This window comes from Marinomonas spartinae, assembly GCF_016461715.1.
Taxonomy (GTDB): domain Bacteria; phylum Pseudomonadota; class Gammaproteobacteria; order Pseudomonadales; family Marinomonadaceae; genus Marinomonas; species Marinomonas spartinae_A.
In genome coordinates, this window is sequence record NZ_JAEMUI010000028.1 from 1 (window position 1) to 21,354 (window position 21,354).

The following is a 21,354-nucleotide window of genomic DNA, read 5'->3' on the forward strand; positions in this document are numbered from 1 at the left end:
ATAACCCGAAGGTCGTTGGTTTCTTTCTTATGCTATAAACAGCGGCTCCCGCAACCAATCTACTGTAAGATCGTTGGTACCCTTTTTACTAGAAAAGGGCTCCCACAATCCTTTCAGAAACACATCGTAAAAATTAGTCGCGGGATGGAGCAGTCTGGTAGCTCGTCGGGCTCAGCTTTTTACCCATTCGGCACAGCCGTTCGAAGGTCGTTGGTTCCTTTCTTATGCTATAAACAGCGGCTCCCGCAACCAATCTACTGTAAGATCGTTGGTACTCTTTTTACTAGAAAAGGGCTACCACAATCCTTTCAGAAACACATCGTAAAAAATTAGTCGCGGGATGGAGCAGTCTGGTAGCTCGTCGGGCTCAGCTTTTACCCATTCGGCACAGCCGTTCGAAGGTCGTTGACTCCTTCATGCTTGAGTTTAAACAATTGGAAGTGGTCTTTTGTATTCCCCCAAAATACACCATTGTCTGGAATCAATGGAAAAGTGTTGTAGATTTTGGGGTTAAGCTGTTTATATTAAGGGTTGGTTTTTATATTGATGGGTTGGATAACGATTATGAATGTTATGTTGGTAATCTAAACTTTATTGTTCAACAAAGGCATAGGTATAAAATGTTTAAGCTTGATACGCCAAGATTGCTACTTCGTGATATGCAGTTTGATGATGAGGCCTCTTTTGTTGCGATATCTCAGGATGATAAATATCAGCGATTTTATAATGAGGATGATTGCGATCCTGACAAATACAGACAATTAACTAAATTATTTATTAATCAGTCGCATGAGGTGCCCCGAAAAGCTTTTCAACTAGCGATTGAGCATAAAAGTAGCGGAAAATTTATTGGTACGGTTTGCCTACGTTTAGAATCAGACCGCCAAGCTTCGATAGGGTGTGGAGTCTCTAGGCTTTACCAGGGAAAAGGACTAACTCGGGAAGCTGCAAAAGCATTAGTGAGTTTTGGCTTTGCGGAACTTGGTATTCATCGCCTTTATGCTGAAACGATTCGAGAAAATGTCGCCGCAGTGCGCTTGTGTCAATCGTTAGGAATGAGGCAGGAGGCCATTTTTCGCGAACATCGATTTTTCAAAGGTCAATGGTGGGATACGGTGGTGTTGGCTATCTTGCGCAGTGAGTGGAGCCAATTACACTAGCGAGTTTATGCTTACTACTGTTTATCTATGGGGTGATTAATATGGTTATGGCAACCTAATGATAATGAGGGAAGGGAGAAGGATTCAATAGTAGAAAGTAAACGTCTCAAATTAGTGGCGCCATCAATTACGCATCAGCCCAAATGGCAAAGTCAATAATACAGTGGTTTATGCCAAAGTTGCCTTATAAGATTAGTAACTGGTTAGGTAGAAACACGAGGTTTTTATGTTGCAAGAGCTCATTTTATACAGTGCTCAAGGTTCCAACAGTTCCGAACGAGTGGAGTGGGTTCTGGATTATAAACGTATTCCTTATACGCGAATCGAAGTGACCAACGAGGCGTTGCATTCCACCTACCGTGAGGTTAATCCTTTTGGTTATGTGCCTTGTTTAGTGGTGTCGGGTCATACGCTTGTAGAATCCATGGCCATTATTGAATACATAGAAGAAACCTTCCCCAAGGATAAGCTGATAGGGGACTCTGCTTTGGAAAGAGCGGCGGTTCGAAGTGTATGTGAATACGTTAATGCTAGTATTCATTCCCCTCAAAATAGAACGGTACTCAAGGCGTTTAGGCCGGAGCTGACGGAGCAGTCTAAACGTGAGCTTAGAGGGCATTGGATCGCCACTTGTCTAAATCAGCTAATGGGGCAGTTGTGTGCAGACTCACCATTTGCCATAGGAAAGCATTTCTCCATTGCTGATATCTTTGTGGCCAGCATTTATAAAAAAGCACGCCAACATGGCATGGCGGAACTGCCATTTTATCAGCAGCATTTATTATGGTTGCGCCAAAACGCCAGGATCCAAGCGGCAGAACCTTGCGTATAACCTCCTTCTGAAGGCAGCCTCTTCCGTGCCATATTGAGACTTTTACACGACTACTGTGCTTGCCAATACTTTGTTAAAAACAGGCTCAAAATGCTCATTTATAGCGATAAACTTCGCTTTCTCGTCTGTTTTTGCCGCGTTTTGGTGTCGCTCGTGACATCGTGCAAAGGTCTCATATTGTTTATGAAATCATCATGTTGTTTGATCGACTTTTGGTTTTTATTGACGAAATGAATAAGTCATGTTCGCTCAAAAAATGATAGTGGGGCGGGTGATACTTAACTAAAGTCATTATAAATCAATGTATTAAAATAACTTTCTTAGATTTTTCGATTGACGGCATGTTCGTTGCAATCCTTTTGCTCGTTATTGATTCAGCAAAATAATAAAAATAAAGGAAGTTAAATAATGTCTAAGAACACATTGATTCGTTCGTCTGTTTCTCGCCGTCAATTCATAAAGGGTGCCAGTGGAGGTATTGTTTCTCTTGGATTGTTAGGGTCATCGTCTCTATTCGCTAATCCAGATAATGTGATCCGTATCGGGTATGTGATGCCGAGATCGGGTCCGCTCAGTTCCTTTTCCCAAGGGGATGATTTTCTTCTGAAGCAGGTTCATAAGCAACTGGCCAATGGCTTGAATATTAATGGTGTGCAGTATGCGTTGGAGTTCTTTCTTGGCGACACGCAATCAAGCACAATACGCGCGAGTCAGGTTGCCTCTGATCTGATTAACGGCAAAAACATTGATTTAATGCTGACCTCATCCACACCGGAAACGGTGAACCCCGTTGCCGATGCTTGTGAGGCTGCAGGGGTACCATGTTTATCGACCACGGCGCCATGGGAAAGTTTTTATTACGGCCGTGGGGCCAAACCTGGACAGCCATCGCCTTTTAAATGGACCTATCATTTTTGTTTTGGGGTCGCGGATTTTGCCAAACTGTATATTGATCAATGGAGTAAGGTAAAAACCAATAACCGTGTTGGTATGTTATTACCAAATGACGCCGATGGTAATTCTATCCGGCATTTGCTTATCCCTGATTTAGAAAAAGCTGGTTACACTGTGATTGATGCGGGTCCGTATGAAGATGGGGCCAGTGATTTTTCTCAACAAATTAACTTATTTAAAAAAGAGAATTGCGAGATTTTTAATACCTTCCCATTTCCACCAGATTTCCCCGTATTTTGGCGACAAGCGGCGCAAAAAGGCTATGCGCAAAGAGTGAAAATTTCACAATTAGCAAAGGCGGGCCTGTTTCCTGCCGAACTGAATTCATTAGGACGCTTGGGTTACGGCTTAGCTGCTGGGGCCTATTGGCATAAAGACTTTCCATTTGCTTCAGGGTCAACAGGGCTGTCAAGTCAACAAATCGCGAGTGGCTTTGAGAAAAGCACAGGAAAACAATGGGATCAGCAAGTGGGTGCCACAGCCTCTTTGTTTGATGCTGCCATTGAAGCTCTGATTCAATCCAATGCTCCTAAAGACAAAGTTGCACTGGTGATGGCCATCACAAAATTACGTACTGAAACCGCCGTCGGCATTATTGACTTTACCAAAGGCCCTGTTCCCAACTGTGCGACCACGGGGTTAGTGGGTGTGCAGTGGGTGAAAGCACAACAAGGGCCATGGGAGTTTGCGCTCAATATTGTGTCTAATGCGGACCATCCTCTGGTCAAAGTGACGAACACAATGACGCCTTATAGAATAGGGGGTTAGAGGATGACGCTTGGTTCGACGTCGGTCATTGCCGGAATCGGGATTGATAAACACTACGGTGCTTTTCAGGTTCTTCATGGGGTGGATTTTTCTGCGAATAAGGGGGAGGCTGTTGGCATTGTGGGTCCCAATGGGGCCGGAAAAACGACTTTATTTGGTGTATTAGCCGGCTCGACAGCACCGTCAGCCGGAGTCATTACCTATCAATATACTGATATAACGGCGACAAATGCGGCCCAACGCTGTCATGCTGGCATCGCCAGAACTCATCAGGTTCCTAGACCCTTTTTAGGGATGACGGTATTTGAAAACCTGCTCACAGCGGCGACCAATGGTGCGGGGCTGACTGGGTATGAGGCAGAAGCATTCGCTGTACGGGCTTTGATCCAGACGGGGATGTCACCGTTGGCGAACCGTCCTGCAGCGGCGCTGGGTTTGTTGGATCGTAAGCGCTTAGAGCTTGCCCGCGCGTTGGCAACGGCGCCTAAAGTACTGTTATTAGATGAAATCGGTGGAGGATTGACTGAAGGCGAACTGCATCAATTGGTCACACTGATTGCTCAATTAAAAGACGATGGGCTGACCATTGTTTGGATCGAGCATATTCTCCATGCCTTGCTCAAAGTAATCGATCGCTTAGTGTGCATGAGTGAGGGCCGTGTCATTGCTCAGGGACATCCTAAGGATGTGATGAGTGATGATGAGGTTATGAAAGCCTATCTTGGTTCTGAGCTGGAGGTGGCCCTATGAGTGCTTTTATGGTCGACCAATTAGTTGCCAAGCATGGTTTATTGATGGCTGTTCGTGGTGTCTCATTTTCTCTAGAGAAGGGGGAAATACTGGCCATTGTGGGCGCAAATGGGGCGGGTAAAACCACACTGTTTCGTAGTTTAAGTGGTGTGCATCCTGTGGACTCAGGACGCATTACCCTAAATGGCGAAGACATTACCGCTTGGCCAGCCCATCAACGAGTGCGCAGTGGATTGGCGATGGTGCCTGAAGGCCGACGTTTATTTGTCGATATGACGGTGCGCGAAAACTTACAAATCGCCGCCGAGCACGGCCGTTCAGGAGACTGGGTGCTGGATAAAGTCGTGGCCGCGTTACCAGTACTTGAGCCTATTTTGAATCAAGTGGCGGGGGGCTTATCAGGTGGGCAGCGTCAGGCTGTGGCGATTGCCCGTGCCTTGATGTGTAACCCATCGGTATTGCTATTGGATGAAGTCTCGTTGGGCTTGTCTCCTATTGCTGTAGAGGGGTTATACCAGTCTCTTGAACAGCTCAAAAAAAGCAAAGTAACCAGCATGATCATTGTTGAACAAGACCTAAAACGTGCTATTCAATTTTCTGATCACTTGCTGTGTTTATTGGAAGGCCGTGTTGCCTTGTCTGGTTGTTCACATGAGTTGACGCACAAAGCCATTACGCAAGCGTATTTTGGGCTGGAAGCAGAGGAGACTGAGAATGCTTGATGCCATTATTCAAGGCCTTCTACTAGGCGGTTACTACGCCATGCTCGCGGCGGGTTTATCCCTGCTGTTTGGTGTGGCCAAATTTATTAACTTAGCTCATGGCGATTTAGCCATCCTCGGCGCCTATCTCGTGTTGTTTGGTGTGAAAGTGTTGGGCTTATCCCCTTGGCTGTCCGTTTTATTGTCACTGCCTATCATGGGCATACTGGGCTGGTTATTGCAGAAATATTTGTTTACTCGAACTCAGGCGGCGGGCTTTTTGTTGCCCTTGCTGGTGACCTTTGGTTTGGGAGCGGTATTACAAAATGGATTATACGGCGTCTTCGGATCAGATACTCGTTCCCTTGCCAATTACATTGGCGATTTATCCTGGGATAGTTGGCAACTCACCGATCAGATCAGCGTAGGTAAGTTACCAGTGATAACCTTTGCTTGCGCGATCCTAGTGTTAGCTGGATTGCAGTTGATGCTGAGTTTTACCCGCCTTGGGCGAGCCATCCGAGCCACGGCGAGCGACCCTGAAGCGGCTGAACTCAATGGCATTAATGCCAACGCCGTGCACTGCTCTGTGTCCGCGATTGCAGTGATGGTGACGGGCCTTGCTGGGGCTTTTTTAGCCATGCGCGCGCAGATCACACCTTATGATGGCCCCGTGCAATTAATCTTTGCATTTGAAGCTGTTGTTATCGGTGGCATTGGTTCCCTATGGGGGACCTTGATTGGCGGCATTGTCTTAGGCATCTCTCAAAGCCTGGGCGCCACGTTAATCTCTGCACAATGGTTTCAATTAACCGGACACCTTGTGTTTCTTGCTGTTTTAACGGCTCGGTTTTACAGCGCTATTGCCCATCAACGGGGCGGTTGGCGGATGTTTCTCAAGCAGTCTTATTTTTCTATAACGGGCTCATTGCCGTCAAAAGTGACAAAAACAAAAATAAAAAATGGGTGATCTGGAATGAAAATCTCTTCACAAGTGAATACAGAAGGTTTTAGTACCGAGCATTGGTATCAAGTAGGTCGACCCGCTTTAATGGTCGGTGGCTTACTCTTCCTCGTACTCGCGACAGTGCCTTTTTGGGGCAGTGGCTTAGTGGTTGATAAACTAACAACCTTGTTTGTGTATATCCTGCTGGCCGTTATGTGGAATTTGCTAGCCGGTTATGCGGGCTTGGTATCCGTTGGGCAACAGGCATTCTTGGGGTTAGGAGGCTATTTTGCGCTGCGTCTGGTGGACATTGGTATGTCTCCTTACCCCGCGTTCATAGTGGGCGCGTTGATTTGTGCCTTGGTCGCTCTGGTGATTTCGGTATTCGCATTACGCTTAAAAGAAGGGGAGTTTGCTATTGCCATGTGGGTGACAGCGGAAGTCATTCGCATTTTAGTGATGTTCGATCCCATTGTTCAAGGGGAAACTGGTACGTCGCTATTAGCCATGAACCAATATGCTCCGGAGCTGCGGCGTAATATTAACTTTTGGTTTGGCTTACTGGTGGTTGCAGGCATGTTAGGGCTTGTTCTCTGGTTGGTGAACAGCCGTATTGGCGCAGCGGCCCAGGCGATTCGAGATGATGAAGAGGCCGCCAAGTCGATTGGTATTCGGGTTATGCGGGTGAAACAGATCATCTTTGTGGTGGCCGCTTTTGGTTGTGCGCTGGCTGGGTCATTGTGGCTGGCCAGTTCGGTCACCTTTCAACCAAGGACCTATTTTGGCGTGCAATGGACCGTCTTTATGTTGTTTATGGTATTAGTCGGTGGGCTCAAAACCTTTGAAGGGCCCATATTGGGAGCCATCGTTTTCTTTCTATTGCAGGAGTTTTTCGGGGACTATGGCGCTTGGTATTTAGCGGGGTTGGGGGTGACTGCTATTCTCTTTGCACTTTATGCACCCAATGGTATATGGGGGGAATGGCAAAACCGCAAAGGTGTACGTTTTTTACCGACAGGAGTGACACTAACGTTAAAAAATAAAGAGTAAAAAATGCCCCTCTTCGCGGCTTAGCAAAGAGGGGCTTTGTTTTGGTGACTTTTAGTAAGGCATTGTCGTGGCTAGAGAGCTTATAGATTAACCGCTATGTCTTCCGCAAAGCCTAACATGATGTTGAGGTTTTGCACCGCCGCACCAGATGCTCCTTTACCCAAGTTGTCTAACTTCGCAACGAGAACACCAGATTGGTTGTCTGGTGCGCTTAAAACAGACAGTTCGATTTGATTGGTATTTTCCAAACCATGGGGGGTTAGGAAAGGCGCCGAGTTGTCTTTCACCACATTAAGATTGTTTACCGTCACGAACGTATCCTTAGCGTATACCTCCGCCAGCTTGGTGTGCAACTGGGCCATGGTGACCCCATCTTTTAACTGAATTGGCAAAAAGGTCAGCATCCCTTGGCGAAAATGCCCAACGCTGGGAACAAAAAGAGGGGCTTTGTCTAAGCCAGCCCACATTTTCATTTCAGGAAGGTGTTTATGGCTAAAATTCAAGCCGTAAGCCGCGAATGCCGGAGCGTTATGAGTACTTTCATAGCGATCAATCAAGGCATTCCCGCCACCACTGTAGCCAGACACTGCGTTGACACTGTAATCCCCCGAAGCGGGTAACAACCCTGCCTCTACTAAGGGCTTAAGCAGTAAAATCGCGCCGGTAGGGTAACAGCCTGGGTTAGAAACAAACTGCGCCTGTTGAATTTTTTCGCGTTGAGTAACATCCAATTCAGGTAAGCCATACACCCAACCCTCAGCTACTCGATGTACTGAACTGGCATCGAGTATGCGGCAGCCTTCTTCTTTCGCCAGTGCAACACTGTCTTTTGCGGCATCGTCAGGTAAACACAAGACGGTGACATCGGCTTCTTTCATCAAACGACGCTTTTCTTCGACATCGCGCTTTTTCTCAGGATCAATACTGATGATTTCAATGTTCGGATGCTTGATTAAACGATCTCTAACTTGAAGGCCTGTGGTACCTGTTTCGCCATCGATAAATACTTTTTTCACAACCTTGTTCCTGTGTTTGTTGCTGCAATTATCCCAGATTATACGTGGATTTTTTTGCCAATGCTCGCCCCTTCTTTGAGAAGGCTCCTACGTATTATCACTTAATAAAAGATTTGTTCTCAATGCTTGCCTGAAAAATCGTTATTATAAAAAGACCGCGTTTACGAACGAGGCAAGAAACCACATGCATAGGGCATATCGCCAGCTATTTTTGACGATAACGCTAGCGGGTACCTGATAACGGCCAGTCATCAATAAGCCGAGGCCTGTTAACGCGCTACTCCCCGTGGAGATGGCCCAAGCACTAAAAAAGAGAAAGCCCAATTGGGTCGGCTCAGGATGCAAAGGCAACAAAATTGGGCTGACAACTGCAACGCTGATGACAGGGTGAACGCCGACATAACTGACCAATATCATTCCGGCTAAGGTTACGGCGAAGATAAACACACTGAAATGAGAGGACGCGACATCAAAGACCTGTGGGTAACACAAAATAATGGCTTTGATGCCATTTGAAAACAGGCCTGCCGCAAGAAACAGCGCAAATTGGCTACCAATACGGGGTAACTTATCATCCACAAAGCTCAGCAGCGCTTGTTTTCTAGGTCGAGCTTTCATGAGTAACATGGTTGCTATTGGCGCGATCAGACAAATAAGCACCAAGATACTGATGTTTTGCCAGGTAAAATGGCAGATGATGACTGCAATGGACAAAAGCAAGGGTACAAACAGGCTTTCACGCCGGATGGGGTAGCCTTCGAAATCGCCTTTGGTGCGTCGATAGGCTTGAATCGTAGAAAAAGCCACAGACATTAACCCCATGAATATGCCGGGGATTACCGTATGTTGCCATTTCATCCCAGGGGCATAGGTCAGGGCAACCCCGGTTGCGACAAAAAATGGTGACCACCAAGCGGCGGCGGAAAAGCTGCGAGTGATGACAAATTGTTGTGTTGAGCTTAAGCGCCCAATGCCTTTCATACGATCAGCAAAGACCATAATGACCGACATATTAATCACCGCCCCCAATAATTGAACCCCAAAAGCCGTATTCACAATGGCTTTTAGTCCTTTTGGTAAGGGGCGACTGGTATCTCTTGAGCTGGTTAAATCCAAAAAAGACACCGCAACGAACATGGCAAGCATGGGTAAATTGATGGCCAGTACTTCCCGCCATGTCATCCAAATACCTTGTGTTGCCGCAAAGATCAGAGCAAGCACGCCGATGCCCATTAAAATCAGCACCTGACGTTTCGCGCCTTTGGGCAGGGTTTTCCACATTGCCGCATTAGCGCCCCAAGCACATAAGGTTGGCAACGCGGTACTTACCCAGTCTGCGACCGATAAAAGATAAAAAACGAGTGTCCCTAACACCAGCCATCCGGTGAATTTGTTTAAAGCAGGCATAATATGCAGCGTATCCTTAAGCTCGGCATCGTGTTATGTAAGAACGGTAAAAAGAGAGGGCGAGTGTATCGCATTCGATACGATCATAATGCGATATCTTGCTGCTGTCAGCAAGTTGCCATACAAGTATTGATAACAAAAAACACGGCAGGTTTAGTTAGCTTTTATTAAGCATGGAGTTTTATAGATCTAAATCAGGCTTGTTTGAAATTTAAACTCTAATTCATTAGAAAAAGCCTATGATGGAGGTTTAGTGATTCGCCGATAGCAGCGTTACGAGCGAATATCTTTAGTAAGAGGAGTGACGTTACGATGGAAGCAGAATACCATGGAGTTTAAAGACTACTACAAGATTCTCGGCGTCAGTGAACAAGCCGATGCCTCCGAAATAAAAGCGAGCTACCGAAAGCTGGCCAGAAAATACCATCCTGATGTCAGCAAAGAAGCCAATGCTGAGCAGCAATTCAAAGAAGTAGGCGAAGCCTACGCCGTATTAAAAGACACTGAAAAACGCGCTGAATACGATTTATTACGTCAGCAAGGAACCCGGCGAGCCGATGGTGGATTCCAGCCACCGCCAGATTGGCAGTCGTCTCAGGCAGACCACAGACAATACAGCCACAGTTCGAGTGGCGACTTTAGTGATTTCTTCTATTCTATTTTTGGAGCAAATGGAGGCGGATTTCATCAAGCAGATGGTTTCCAACGCCAAGCGAATCAACGTGGTCGCGATATGCACCACAAAATTGCTTTATTTCTAGAAGAAGCCTATGCAGGCTGCCAACGACAAATTTCGTTTTTGGTGTTTGAGCCTGATCAAAATGGTTTTTCAAGACAAAGAGAAAAGACCCTAAATGTCAAAATTCCTGCTGGTGTCACACAAGGTCAGCATATTCGCTTGGCGGGACAAGGCGAAGCAGGCGTTGGCAATGGCAAAGCGGGTGATTTATTACTAGAAATCGAGTTCGCTCCCCACCCTTATTTTGCCGTCGATGGTGTCAATATTTTACTCACCTTACCCGTTACCTGTTGGGAAGCCGCTTTAGGGGCAACCATTGAAGTACCGACCATCAGTGGCAAAGTGAAGGTGAAGGTTCCCAAAGGGGCCAGCAGTGGTAATAAACTGCGCATCAAAGGCAAAGGTCTGCTCGGCAAAGGCGGTAAGACCCCTGGCGACCAAATTGTCACACTGCAAGTGCATTTGCCTAAGACACACAGCGCCGAAGCCGAAGCACTTTATCGACAATTGTCTGAGTGTGAAGCCAACTTTAACCCACGACACGTTTTCGAGAGGTAGATCATGACCAAATCAGAGATAGTGGTTATCGAATCGCCAAGTGAATATCGAATATTTACCTTAGAGGAATTCTGTGAGCGATGCGGAGCTCATGTGGATCTCATCGTCGAGATGGTCGAATACGGCATTGTCGAACCGATTGAGCAGCCATCACCATCGGATTGGTATTTTAACTCTCATGCCTTAGTAAGATTGCAACGAGCACAACGCTTGATGGAAGGCTTGGAATTGAATTTATCGGGTGTGGCTCTGACCCTTGAATTGCTGGATGAAATTGACGATTTGCAAAAACACATCGCCATTCTTAAAAGCCAGCTTCCTTCTAGCTAAGAATAGAGAGTTAGAACGAAGTCACTAGGAAACAGTGGTTAGGAACATTTGCATAGACTACCCCTTCTCGCCTAATACGCATCACAGTCGCAGGTGAAGGAAGGTCTAAAATAGAAATACTAGAGCTATTTTCATCTCTAGTTGGTGATTGTGCGTTTAAACTGGGGAATTAAGTTCAACAACTTGTGTCGTGATTTAAATTAACAAATACATCAAAAAAAGTATGTGAGTTTAAGTCAAATGAAAAAGAGAAGAAGGCATTGCGCGCTTCTTCTCTTTTTTAAGATAACTAACTGATTAACTCACCATTTTATGAGGGTCGATAACGAATTTCTTCGCCGCGCCGCCATCAAAATCAGCATAGCCTTGTGGTGCTTCGTCTAGGGAGATCATTTGCACGTTCACAGCTTTAGCAATGTCAATTTTATCAAACAAGATGGCTTGCATAAGTTGTCTATGGTATTTCATCACAGGGCATTGGCCAGTATGTAGGGAGTGAGATTTTGCCCATCCAAGTCCAAAACGCATGCTCAAGCTACCATGTTTTGCCGCATCATCTTGGGCGCCTGGGTCTTCTGTTACATACAGCCCTGGAATACCGATCTGACCGCCTGCACGGGTCATTTGCATCGCAGAGTTCAATACCACAGCTGGAGATTCCTGATGATGATTACAACCACAGGCATGGGCTTCAAAACCGACACAATCCACGAACGCATCCACTTCGCGATCACCAAGAATGGCTTCAATCTTATCTTGAATATCGCCATCTTCTTTTAGATCAATGGTTTCACAACCAAATGAACGGGCTTGATTCAGACGATCTTCGATCATGTCACCAACGATGACACAGGCTGCCCCTAGTAGATGAGCTGAGGCCGCCGCCGCTAAACCAACCGGACCTGCCCCTGCAATGTAGACGGTAGAACCAGGACCAACGCCAGCCGTTACACAGCCGTGGTAGCCTGTTGGGAAAATATCAGATAATAGGGTGAGGCTTTGGATTTTTTCGCGGGCTTGGTCCGCATCAGGGAATTTAAGTAGGTTAAAATCAGCGTAAGGCACCATGACGTAGTCAGCTTGTCCACCAACCCAGCCGCCCATATCGACATAACCATAGGCCGCTCCTGGTCGAGCAGGGTTAACATTCAAACAGATACCTGTTTTGCCTTCCTTACAATTACGGCAACGGCCGCAGGCAATGTTAAATGGCACAGACACCAAATCACCCACTTTGATGAACTCAACATCTCGTCCACACTCGATGACTTCACCTGTGATTTCATGCCCGAGTACTAATCCTGTTGGGGCGGTGGTTCGACCGCGAACCATGTGCTGATCGCTACCGCATATGTTAGTGGTGACGACTTTGAGGATAACACCGTGATGGCACTGACGTTTTCCTAAAGACAATTCAGGGAAGGGAATCGGATTGACTTTGACTGTACCATTACCTTGATAGACGACACCGCGATTTGCATGATTGTTCATATACGACATCCTTTTTTATTTTATGTATGGAATGACTGGTCATAATGTCACCAATCACCATTAGGATAGACCTTTTCACGACCCAAAAACACGCCAAAAGCGACTTCTTAGAAGTCGCTTTTTATCCTTTCTTATTTTATCCGCAATTGTAGTAACTAAGGATAATTGAAGAGAACTATTGGTGTAAGGGCCAAAAGTTAATTAATAACGTAAGGGTAACGATGCCGACAAAAATGTTCATGGGAAGGCCAACTTTTAGGAAGTCCCCAAAGCGATAGTTCCCCGGCCCGTACACCATTAGATTAGTTTGATAACCAAGTGGCGTAGCGAAGCTGGCCGACGCGGCCATCATAATGGCGAAGATAAAGGGTTCTTGGTTTAATCCCGCCTTATTGGTGATTTCTAATACGATCGGTAGCATCAAGAGAGCGGCGGCATTATTGGTGATCACTTCGGTTAATATGGAGATAGTGATGTACGTGAGGATCAACAAAAGCACGGCGTTGCCAGCGCTTAACGCCACTATGTTGGTCGCAATATACTCGGCAACTCCTGTTTTTTGTAAGGCAGCGCCAAGGGCAAACGAGGCAGCAATGGTGATGATCACGGTTAAATCAATGCTTTTTTCCGCTTGAGAGACACTCAAACAGCCCGTTAACAGCATCAACCCCGCCCCTAACAGAGCCGCATTGAGCATAGATATCACACCAAAACCTGCTGCTACCACAACCGACGTGAGAATCGCCCACGCTAAATAGGCCTTTTCATGGCGTGGGGTATCGTGATCAAGTTCATTCATCAGCAAAAAGTCTTTGTTATATTGTTGACGAGTGACAAAGGCGGGACGAGCTTCTAATAAAAGCGTATCGCCTGCGCGCAGGGTAATGTTCCCTAAATTGCCTTTTACCCGTTCCCCCGCTCTGGCAACCGCCAATACCGCAGCCCCGTAGCGGTTACGAAACTGGGCACTACGAATATTGCTGCCAATGACATCACAGTGAGGTGAAACAACCGCTTCAACAAGGCGTCGTCCTGCTTTCGGCTCTTTGAGAGTGTCCAGATGATCATCGTGTTGTGGGGCACTTAACCCATGAATTTTTAGTAAATCTGAAATCGCCTCCGTATCGCCAGCAAATACAAGGCGGTCATTAGCAAATAAGACCTCATCTGACGACACGGCAGAAATGCTGGCACCGTTGCGTTCAATCTCAACCAAATAAATGCGCTTAATATCGCGCAGGCCAGCGTTTTCAACGGATCGACCCACTAAGGGGCCATGTTCTGTCACCATCACTTCTAGAGTAAATTCTCTAACATTTGCAAACGCTTGATTGTCTTTCTTATTGGGTAACAGTTTAGGAAAGAAGATAAACATAAATAGCCCGCCAAGAATGGCCACTGGCAAACCTAGGGCAGTGATATCGAACAAGCTAAAACCTGCGTGGCCCGTTAAGGCTTTATATTGCCCATTAACAATCAAATTTGTACTGGTGCCAATTAACGTCACTGTACCGCCCAAAATGGCCGTATAACTCAATGGGATCATTAATTTAGAGGCTGGTATATTGATCTTTTTGCACCACGAATGAATCGCTGGAATCATAGTGGCGACCACTGGCGTGTTATTTAAAAAAGCACTCAGCAAGGCAACCGGGAAAAATATGCGAAGCAAGGCCGAACGTTCGGACTTTGGTGAGCCTAAGAGCTTGTTGACTAACAAATCGACACCGCCTGAGGAATGAATGCCCGCTGCCACCACAAACATCGCCGCGACCGTAATCAATCCTGTATTACTAAACCCTGCAACGGCCTCCTTAGGGGATAAAATGCCAAATAAACTGAGCAAGGTCAGCGCTCCCATCATCACAATGTGTGGGCCAATGCGTGAAACGATTAATGTAGCTAAAACAACAATGGTAAGAGTTAACGAAAACCAACCGTCCCAACCCATAGAGGCTCCTAGTTTGATGGCAAAGAAAAGAATCAGATAAAAGGCATTCTAGAGCGTGTTTTAAGAATTAAAAGAAATAAAAAATGATTTATATATTTCTATTTGGAATATAATTTTAAGTTATAAGAGGTAGAGAAAAACCTCGGTCTGACCACAGCTTAGGGGGTTAGTAATCATATTGTGGACATGAAACAGCCGCATATGCTGATCATCAATGTACGATTTGGCGTTATTGCTAAGTGTTCTCTTTCTGTGGCAGAAGCATCAGCCCGACTTTTTCTTACAGCATCATTAGAGGCTAATAAGGTTGAGGGTCCTTTGTTCAATAGGTCGTCGCCAATGCTGCATCACCATTTTTGGATCATGATAGGTAGATCTATTTGAGGTATTGAGCGGGTGATGCGCAGCCGACTAATAACGCAATAGCGCTTGCCATAGATAATTTAAACAATGCGATGCTATTTAATGATGAGTGTTTTTTAATTGTTGACCTATTATTAAAATGTATAAGTCACCTTAGCAAGCAGGGATGTTCCGCTAAAGCTCTCAACTTTATTTTTGCTATTAAGAATAGGGGTGTTGTCAAAACCTCGTCTAAAAGATCTGTTTGGGCCACCGGCAAGGCTCAATTTTAAGCCTTTTACTTGAGTAGGTTTATAGAAAATAATGGCGCCAATCTCGTATTCATCTAAGCTTTGTCCTTTATAGTCAAACCCAAAACCATAGCGACCACGGATACTGACTTTAACCTCATCACTTACTTTATGAGCATAGCTTAGATACACCATGCTCTCGTTGTTATTATAGAAGTCCTTCGTGAGGCCGCTTGCTATTGTGTCATTGTTCCCTTTTGTGTTTCCTGATAAATTATTGTCAAATCGACCTAAGGTGCCTTTTTTATCCGCCGATACATAGGTATAACCGACCGAAATAAAATGGGAGGGAAAAAAGAAAGTCGATTTTATTTCAGCAAGATAGGTACTGTTATCAAACGTACGATTACGAGGTGACATATTTTTATATTTCGATAAAGCATTCACATAGAATACTTTTCCTTCTAGTTGGGTGGACTTCACCATAGTGTTATAACCTAGAAAATAGGTTCGTAAATACCCTTGGCCTTCGCCAATATAGGCTCTAAAAGATTGTTCTTGGTATTGGTATCTTGTATCCACCGTATAAATATAGTCGATGTCTTTATTGTCTTTGGTTAATAAATCTTCTCGGCTTGATGAGTTGGCATCTGAGTATTGTGTTAAATAGCCTGATTTGATATTCCAGTGTTTTGATATCGCCTCTGATGTGATCCCGTAGTAGGAGCTTGAGGTCACGACCCCATCTCGTGATACGCCACCAAAGAACTTTAAAACCCGCAGACCTTCATATAAGCGAACATCAAAATCTGAGATGTTAAATTGTTGTTTTAGACTGGCGTTAGACACTTTGGAAAAACCTTTAGCAGTGATATTACCGTTTTTATCAACTTCCTTTTTTAGCGCGTTTCTAACATAAAATTTATCGCCATATGCTATCGGTTCAATGGCATACAATCCGAAATCAAAGCCAAAGGTATCGTTTATATAAGGAGATTTAAAATCATAAGAGGCAGTTTGAACCCAGTTTAGTAAGTTTGAGTTCCCTGTTTTATCATAGCGACCACTTTTAATAAGGTTGTAGGCATTTTTTAGTTCAAAAGTATGTGTGCTTTTTCTTAAAAAATGCTCAATATTGCCATCGGCATGAACAGCAGGCGACAGAATAGCCAACACTATTAATGTTTTTTTCATCTTCAATCTCTCTTTTTGTTTTTATTTTGAGTTTATTGAACGCTTTGTTTAAAGCATAAAGTCTTTTTGGTTTTTTAATATTGTTAAAGGCAACGCTATCAATGGGGTGTTGTTATGGAATCGCTCTCTCCTTTAGCGTATTTTAGCCATCGTCCAAGATGGCAACGGCTCGAATAAAGCCTGCTGATACGTGTTTAATCTTGTAGGGGAAGCAAAATACCAGAAACTATTAACGGGTAAGCTTTCTAGGTGTTGAGTGAGCAACATCTGGCTTATCAGCAAACGCTTTAAGATGAGCGCACATTTCTTGAAATTCGCTCATTTTCGCTCCCTTCTCTAGGGCAAGATTAATCAATAAATCCCAAACATAATGGGTAGAAAAGAGACGAAACATAGATAACTCCTCATTATTTTTATTGTGAGCAAAGTAACGCTGAACAAGGTAACGGTTAACAAAAAGAAAAGTGATCATCGTATGACTTGTTCACGATTACGGTTCGTTTGCTATGATAAAAATCATCCTAGATCAAAAAAAAGCATTGTTTAAATGGATTATGTTTCTATTATGTATTGATAGAATCGATTTGAAGGGTGTAATCTGTTTCTGATAAAGGTCTCTCGGTATATAACAAATCAAAAAACAAATAAAAAGAAGAATAACAATGCATTTTAGAAAGTTAGATTTGAATTTACTTGTAGCGCTTGATGTCTTGATTCGTCGACAAAGTGTTAGTTTAGCGGCAGAAGAGCTACACCTTAGCCAGTCTGCGATGAGTAACTCCTTGTCACGACTACGAGATTATTTTCAAGATGATTTACTGACACAGGTAGGTCGCAAAATGGTGTTAACTCATCATGCGCAACAGCTAGAACAACCTGTGCGGGATATATTGGTCCTTATTGAAGCATCGCTGATGCTCGTGCCAGGCTTCGATCCGACCACTTCTGTGCGTGAATTTAAAATTTGCGTGTCCGACTACACGCTCTACACATTAGTGCCTTACGTGCTAGAAGTAGCGAATGAGCAAAAAAGCAGTGTGAAGCTGAACTTCCTCCCACAGGTGGGAGATCCTAAAAAAGAGCTAGATCGAAGTGAGGCCGATTTACTTATCATACCGAGTATCTTTTGTTCGGACGATCACCCAAGCGAACCCCTTCATGAGGATGAGTTTCGATGCGTCGTATGGAGCCATAGTCACCTTGCACTCGGTGACATGACAATCGAAAAGTTTCTTTCTGCTGGACATATTTGTATGCAGCCACCCAACTCGAATCCTTCTTTTGAGACGTACTCCTTCGAAAAAGCAGGTATCCACCGCAATATACAAATCCGAGCCTTTAGTTTTTCATGTTTACCCAGTTTATTGATTGGTACAGATCGTATTGCCACTTTACAAAATACACTGGTTAAAAAAGCCATCTCACAAGGTCTAGCATTAACTTCCATGGCACCACCTGTGGAGTTGCCCCGTCTTCAAGAGCACATGCAATGGCACAAATACCAAAATGCTGACCTTGGCATGATCTGGTTACGAGAAGTGTTCAAAGAAGCAGTTAAGCGGCTTTTAAGCGATTGACTATGGCTAATAAGTGATGCTGAGTTTGTCACAAGAAGAGGGGTGCAAATTAAACAAATGCACGGCTTAGCGATAATAGATTTCTGACTTAGAGGATACGACGATACTCATGATTCAGTATCAGTAATACGTGGTATTAATTTATTCGATATGTATCTCTATTAAAAATACATTAGCATGGAAAGATGGATGGGGAGTATGGAACGAATAGGCGATGTCTATGACATATTCCTCAATGTTGCTCCATTAATGTTGAGAGAAAAATAATGAAAAAATACCAATGCTCACTAAATTTTCCATCTTTTTTTATTTGTATTCAACAGAATCAAATATCAAGCTACCTTCGTCAAAAGTCCTACCCTATAAAATAAAATTATGATAGTAGCCATCAATTTCTTCCTAGCGTTTTATTTAGAGGGAAATGATGATTTCTAAAATCCTATTAGAGGTAGTTAAAGCTTTGTCAGGTTTATAAAGGATTTAACCCTAATTGTTGACTGAGATAATGATATGAAAATTATAAAAATAACGAATCGGATCGTCTTAGCTGTTGTAGTGTTAACCGTTTCAATGCTGTCGATAAACGCTTCGGCTGCATCTCATCGTGAAAAATTAATATTGGATACGGGCTGGAAATTTCTTTTTTCTAAAGGAGGCAACACAGATGCGTTTCTACAAAAAGATTTTGATGATAGCTCATGGCAAACCGTCAGTGTTCCACACACATGGAACAATGTAGGTTATTATCTAAATGATACGACTCCTCACATCAATACCGTAAAAAATATCAACAAACAATATGGCATTGGCTGATATCGGTTAAATTTTAAAGTTCCCCCTACACATAAAAAACAACAAGCATGGTTAGAGTTTGATGCAGCAAGTCGAGTCGCCGACGTGTGGCTAAATGGTGTTTACCTTGGCGAGCATCGAGGAGGCTTTACTCGCTTTCGTTTCGATGCGACCCAAGCACTGCATTGGAATAAAAACAATGTGCTTGTCGTAAAAACCGATAATACAAAACCCACTGCAAATTCTTCGACTGCCGATACTCTGCCCATTGCAGGTGATTTTTTTGTTGATGGTGGACTTTACCGTCCAGTACGACTTGTTTTAACCGATCAAGTACATTTCGACATGCTGGATTATGGTGGACCTGGTGTATATGCCACCACCCATTTAAATAATCCAAAAAAAGCTCAGGTGACGGTAAGTAGCCGAGTAAAAAATGATGCAACAATATCTAAGAATATTCGTGTTTTCGCTCAGCTTGTCGATGCCAAAGGCAAAATAGTAGCAAAAGCTGAACAGGCTCTGACATTGGAACCTCATGCATTAGCGACGCTGCAACAAAACCTTGTCGTGTCTAACCCTACTTTATGGCAAGGACAGGAAAACCCTTACTTATATACTCTGCGAACAGAAATTGTTGGATCAAATGATGTGGTCCTCGATTCGATGGACCAGCCATACGGCCTACGTAATATTGTGATATCGCCGGATAAAGGCTTTATTCTCAATGGTAAGCCACTACGTTTACATGGGGTTGCATATCACCAAGATAGAGAGGGGCTTGGTTGGGCCGTGAGTCCAAAAGATGTCAAACAGGATGTAGATTTGATGATGGAAATGGGAGTTAATACAATTCGCCTTGCTCATTACCCTCACGGCCAGCCTGTACATGACTTAGCGGATAAATATGGCTTGATCCTCTGGGATGAAATTCCTTTAGTAACAAGTTGGACGTATGGTAAAGGCCATAAAATAGTGAATGATAGATTATTGGCCAATGCAAAATTGCAGCTAAAAGAGATGATCAAACAAAATTTCAACCATCCATCTGTCGCCTTGTGGGGGGTAGCGAATGAGGTGGATTTTGGCGCGGTCGTTCCTGCGTTTCTAGGGGCTACCCGTGGCAACGCTCCTGATCCTATTCCTATTTTGAAGTCCTTGGTAGGCCTAGTAAAACAGTTGGATCCTAGCAGAGCTTCCACTCTTGCTAATTGCTGTGAAGCCACAGAAGCATTCAAAAACGTCGATATTCCAAAAACATCGCCAGTGGCTGATACCGTTGGGCTTAATCGCTATTATGGCTGGTATTATGGAGACGCTGATGATCTTGGGCCGCATCTAGATGCTATGCATGCGAAATATCCCAATTTACCCATATCGGTGAGTGAGTATGGCGCAGGTGGTGCCGTTTCCTTACACACAGACAATGAATTAGGCGGTCCGGTCGACTCTAGAGGCCACAACCAACCTGAAGAATACATGTCTTATGTGCATGAAGAGAATTGGCGTGCAATTAAGAGTAAACCTTATCTGTTTGCAAGCTGGGTCTGGAATGCGTTTGATTTTGCGACCACGGTGCGAACGGAAGGTGACTCGCATGATATCAACACCAAAGGGCTGATTACCTACGATAGAGCGATAAAAAAAGACGCGTATTACTTTTATCAAGCGAATTGGACGACCAAGCCGATGGTGCATATCACCTCAAGCCGTTATTCACAGCGTCACTATCAGGTTACCGACGTTAAAGTTTACTCTAATCTTGATCGCACTGAGTTGTGGTTGAATGGTAAGTCTTTGGGAGTCAAAGACGATTGCTCGTTAAAGATTTGCATGTGGCCAAATGTGAGTCTTGCAGTAGGTGAAAACACTTTAATAGCTAAGGGTGTAGGTAAACAATCATCTGTTCAGGATAAGGTAAATTGGCATTTAAATGAAAGCCAGAACAACCGTTACTTTATTGATGCTGGGGCATTAATTGCTGCATCATCCAAGCAGCATACTTTTGGTTCAGATAACTTTTTTCATGGTGGTAAAGCTGCATCGTTTGATAAGTTAGGTGGTTGGGGGCAACCACCAGTGAAACCAAATATTGCTCAGACAGCAGATCGTGATTTGGCTGCGACGTATCGTCGAGGGAAGTTTTATTATGAACTGCCATTAAGAAATGGCCGCTACAAAGTCGTCTTATTGACCGTTGCCCCCACAGAGGCCGTGTCGTCGCGTTTTGTTGTCGAAGCAAATGGCCACAAAATTGTTGAAGTGAACGCGTTAAAGACAACGTCTAGCGCTACCCCAACCGCTGAGTATCATACTGCAGAAGTGAAAGTGGTAGATGGTCGGTTAAACCTTCAATTTGTGCCTATTCAAGGTGATGCATTCGTATCCGCCATCGAGGTTACGCCAATCTAATCAGGATATAGATAAATAACATGCAAAAAAGCCGAGGCTTGTATTCACAACGTCTCGGCTTTTATTTTCTATCCTCCGAACGTTGCACAATATAAGGCTTGGTTAGCAAGTTGAAGTAAATCAGGATGATTTT

18 protein-coding genes and 1 pseudogene are annotated in these 21,354 nt (G+C 44.3%); 13 read left to right on the forward strand and 6 right to left on the reverse strand.

Going from position 1 to position 21,354, the window contains the following annotated elements; all coding sequences use genetic code 11:
* Nucleotides 1-416 precede the first annotated feature (416 nt).
* The 7 genes from JHD45_RS19825 to JHD45_RS19855 all read left to right on the forward strand — a co-directional run bounded on the left by JHD45_RS19825 (nt 417) and on the right by JHD45_RS19855 (nt 7,161).
* Nucleotides 417-1,160, forward strand: a complete 744-nt coding sequence (locus tag JHD45_RS19825; RefSeq protein WP_233407954.1) for a GNAT family N-acetyltransferase — start codon at nt 417-419, stop codon at nt 1,158-1,160.
* Nucleotides 1,161-1,386: 226 nt separating this feature from the next.
* Nucleotides 1,387-1,992, forward strand: coding sequence for a glutathione S-transferase family protein (locus tag JHD45_RS19830; protein WP_199478213.1), 606 nt, complete (start codon nt 1,387-1,389; stop codon nt 1,990-1,992).
* Nucleotides 1,993-2,400: 408 nt separating this feature from the next.
* Nucleotides 2,401-3,714, forward strand: coding sequence for an ABC transporter substrate-binding protein (locus JHD45_RS19835; RefSeq protein ID WP_199478214.1), 1,314 nt, complete (start codon nt 2,401-2,403; stop codon nt 3,712-3,714).
* Nucleotides 3,715-3,717: 3 nt separating this feature from the next.
* The gene (locus JHD45_RS19840; RefSeq protein WP_199478215.1) at nt 3,718-4,464 is read left to right on the forward strand and encodes an ABC transporter ATP-binding protein; all 747 of its coding nucleotides are present in this window, start codon (nt 3,718-3,720) and stop codon (nt 4,462-4,464) included.
* Nucleotides 4,461-5,186 carry an ABC transporter ATP-binding protein gene (locus JHD45_RS19845; protein WP_199478216.1) on the forward strand — a complete coding sequence of 242 codons (726 nt, stop codon included), beginning with the start codon at nt 4,461-4,463 and terminating at the stop codon, nt 5,184-5,186. Before JHD45_RS19840 ends, JHD45_RS19845 begins: the two co-directional genes overlap by 4 nt.
* On the forward strand, nt 5,179-6,135 hold the full coding sequence (locus tag JHD45_RS19850) for a branched-chain amino acid ABC transporter permease (protein WP_199478217.1): 957 nt from the start codon (nt 5,179-5,181) through the stop codon (nt 6,133-6,135). Before JHD45_RS19845 ends, JHD45_RS19850 begins: the two co-directional genes overlap by 8 nt.
* A 6-nt stretch (nt 6,136-6,141) precedes the next feature.
* On the forward strand, nt 6,142-7,161 hold the full coding sequence (locus tag JHD45_RS19855; protein WP_233407955.1) for a branched-chain amino acid ABC transporter permease: 1,020 nt from the start codon (nt 6,142-6,144) through the stop codon (nt 7,159-7,161).
* A gap of 80 nt (nt 7,162-7,241) precedes the next feature.
* Here JHD45_RS19855 and argC read toward each other — a convergent pair whose 3' ends face one another.
* The gene (gene argC, locus JHD45_RS19860) at nt 7,242-8,177 is read right to left on the reverse strand and encodes an N-acetyl-gamma-glutamyl-phosphate reductase (protein ID WP_199478218.1); all 936 of its coding nucleotides are present in this window, start codon (nt 8,175-8,177) and stop codon (nt 7,242-7,244) included.
* 144 nt (nt 8,178-8,321) lie between these two features.
* Nucleotides 8,322-9,584, reverse strand: coding sequence for a hypothetical protein (locus JHD45_RS19865; RefSeq protein WP_199478219.1), 1,263 nt, complete (start codon nt 9,582-9,584; stop codon nt 8,322-8,324).
* A gap of 301 nt (nt 9,585-9,885) precedes the next feature.
* On the opposite strand from JHD45_RS19865, the gene JHD45_RS19870 reads away from it, so the two are divergent.
* Nucleotides 9,886-10,881: a DnaJ C-terminal domain-containing protein gene (locus JHD45_RS19870; RefSeq protein ID WP_325097341.1), complete on the forward strand. Its 996-nt coding sequence runs from the start codon at nt 9,886-9,888 to the stop codon at nt 10,879-10,881.
* A gap of 3 nt (nt 10,882-10,884) precedes the next feature.
* Nucleotides 10,885-11,211 carry a chaperone modulator CbpM gene (locus JHD45_RS19875; protein ID WP_199478220.1) on the forward strand — a complete coding sequence of 109 codons (327 nt, stop codon included), beginning with the start codon at nt 10,885-10,887 and terminating at the stop codon, nt 11,209-11,211.
* 297 nt (nt 11,212-11,508) lie between these two features.
* Here the strand turns inward: JHD45_RS19875 and fdhA are convergent, their stop codons facing one another.
* The 4 genes from fdhA to JHD45_RS19895 all read right to left on the reverse strand — a co-directional run bounded on the left by fdhA (nt 11,509) and on the right by JHD45_RS19895 (nt 16,912).
* On the reverse strand, nt 11,509-12,702 hold the full coding sequence (gene fdhA, locus JHD45_RS19880; RefSeq protein WP_199478221.1) for a formaldehyde dehydrogenase, glutathione-independent: 1,194 nt from the start codon (nt 12,700-12,702) through the stop codon (nt 11,509-11,511).
* A gap of 175 nt (nt 12,703-12,877) precedes the next feature.
* Nucleotides 12,878-14,653 carry an SLC13 family permease gene (locus tag JHD45_RS19885; protein ID WP_199478222.1) on the reverse strand — a complete coding sequence of 592 codons (1,776 nt, stop codon included), beginning with the start codon at nt 14,651-14,653 and terminating at the stop codon, nt 12,878-12,880.
* Between the two features lie 497 nt (nt 14,654-15,150).
* Nucleotides 15,151-16,440, reverse strand: coding sequence for a hypothetical protein (locus JHD45_RS19890; protein WP_199478223.1), 1,290 nt, complete (start codon nt 16,438-16,440; stop codon nt 15,151-15,153).
* 229 nt (nt 16,441-16,669) lie between these two features.
* On the reverse strand, nt 16,670-16,912 hold the full coding sequence (locus JHD45_RS19895; RefSeq protein ID WP_233407956.1) for a hypothetical protein: 243 nt from the start codon (nt 16,910-16,912) through the stop codon (nt 16,670-16,672).
* Between the two features lie 211 nt (nt 16,913-17,123).
* Here JHD45_RS19895 and JHD45_RS19900 point away from each other — a divergent pair, with 211 nt between their 5' ends.
* The 4 genes and pseudogenes from JHD45_RS19900 (at nt 17,124) to JHD45_RS22655 (ending at nt 21,221) form a co-directional block, all read left to right on the forward strand.
* A complete protein-coding gene (locus JHD45_RS19900) occupies nt 17,124-18,017 on the forward strand; it encodes a LysR family transcriptional regulator (RefSeq protein ID WP_199478225.1) in 894 nt (297 codons plus the stop codon).
* 510 nt (nt 18,018-18,527) lie between these two features.
* Nucleotides 18,528-18,830 carry a hypothetical protein gene (locus tag JHD45_RS19905; protein ID WP_199478226.1) on the forward strand — a complete coding sequence of 101 codons (303 nt, stop codon included), beginning with the start codon at nt 18,528-18,530 and terminating at the stop codon, nt 18,828-18,830.
* Between the two features lie 12 nt (nt 18,831-18,842).
* Nucleotides 18,843-19,118: pseudogene (locus JHD45_RS22650) on the forward strand (sugar-binding domain-containing protein); the annotation flags it as partial.
* A 36-nt stretch (nt 19,119-19,154) separates the two neighbouring features.
* Entirely contained in the window at nt 19,155-21,221 is a 2,067-nt protein-coding gene (locus tag JHD45_RS22655) for a glycoside hydrolase family 2 TIM barrel-domain containing protein (RefSeq protein ID WP_418903786.1), read from the forward strand.
* Nucleotides 21,222-21,354: the final 133 nt, after the last annotated feature.

Coding starts and splice junctions, on each gene's coding strand:
- JHD45_RS19825 (WP_233407954.1), top strand. CDS start 417: ATGCTTGAGTTTAAACAATTGGAAGTGGTCTTTTGTATTCCCCCAAAA.
- JHD45_RS19830 (WP_199478213.1), top strand. CDS start 1,387: ATGTTGCAAGAGCTCATTTTATACAGTGCTCAAGGTTCCAACAGTTCC.
- JHD45_RS19835 (WP_199478214.1), top strand. CDS start 2,401: ATGTCTAAGAACACATTGATTCGTTCGTCTGTTTCTCGCCGTCAATTC.
- JHD45_RS19840 (WP_199478215.1), top strand. CDS start 3,718: ATGACGCTTGGTTCGACGTCGGTCATTGCCGGAATCGGGATTGATAAA.
- JHD45_RS19845 (WP_199478216.1), top strand. CDS start 4,461: ATGAGTGCTTTTATGGTCGACCAATTAGTTGCCAAGCATGGTTTATTG.
- JHD45_RS19850 (WP_199478217.1), top strand. CDS start 5,179: ATGCTTGATGCCATTATTCAAGGCCTTCTACTAGGCGGTTACTACGCC.
- JHD45_RS19855 (WP_233407955.1), top strand. CDS start 6,142: ATGAAAATCTCTTCACAAGTGAATACAGAAGGTTTTAGTACCGAGCAT.
- JHD45_RS19865 (WP_199478219.1), bottom strand. CDS start 9,584: ATGCCTGCTTTAAACAAATTCACCGGATGGCTGGTGTTAGGGACACTC.
- JHD45_RS19875 (WP_199478220.1), top strand. CDS start 10,885: ATGACCAAATCAGAGATAGTGGTTATCGAATCGCCAAGTGAATATCGA.
- fdhA (WP_199478221.1), bottom strand. CDS start 12,702: ATGAACAATCATGCAAATCGCGGTGTCGTCTATCAAGGTAATGGTACA.
- JHD45_RS19885 (WP_199478222.1), bottom strand. CDS start 14,653: ATGGGTTGGGACGGTTGGTTTTCGTTAACTCTTACCATTGTTGTTTTA.
- JHD45_RS19890 (WP_199478223.1), bottom strand. CDS start 16,440: ATGAAAAAAACATTAATAGTGTTGGCTATTCTGTCGCCTGCTGTTCAT.
- JHD45_RS19895 (WP_233407956.1), bottom strand. CDS start 16,912: ATGATCACTTTTCTTTTTGTTAACCGTTACCTTGTTCAGCGTTACTTT.
- JHD45_RS19905 (WP_199478226.1), top strand. CDS start 18,528: ATGAAAATTATAAAAATAACGAATCGGATCGTCTTAGCTGTTGTAGTG.
- JHD45_RS22655 (WP_418903786.1), top strand. CDS start 19,155: ATGCTGGATTATGGTGGACCTGGTGTATATGCCACCACCCATTTAAAT.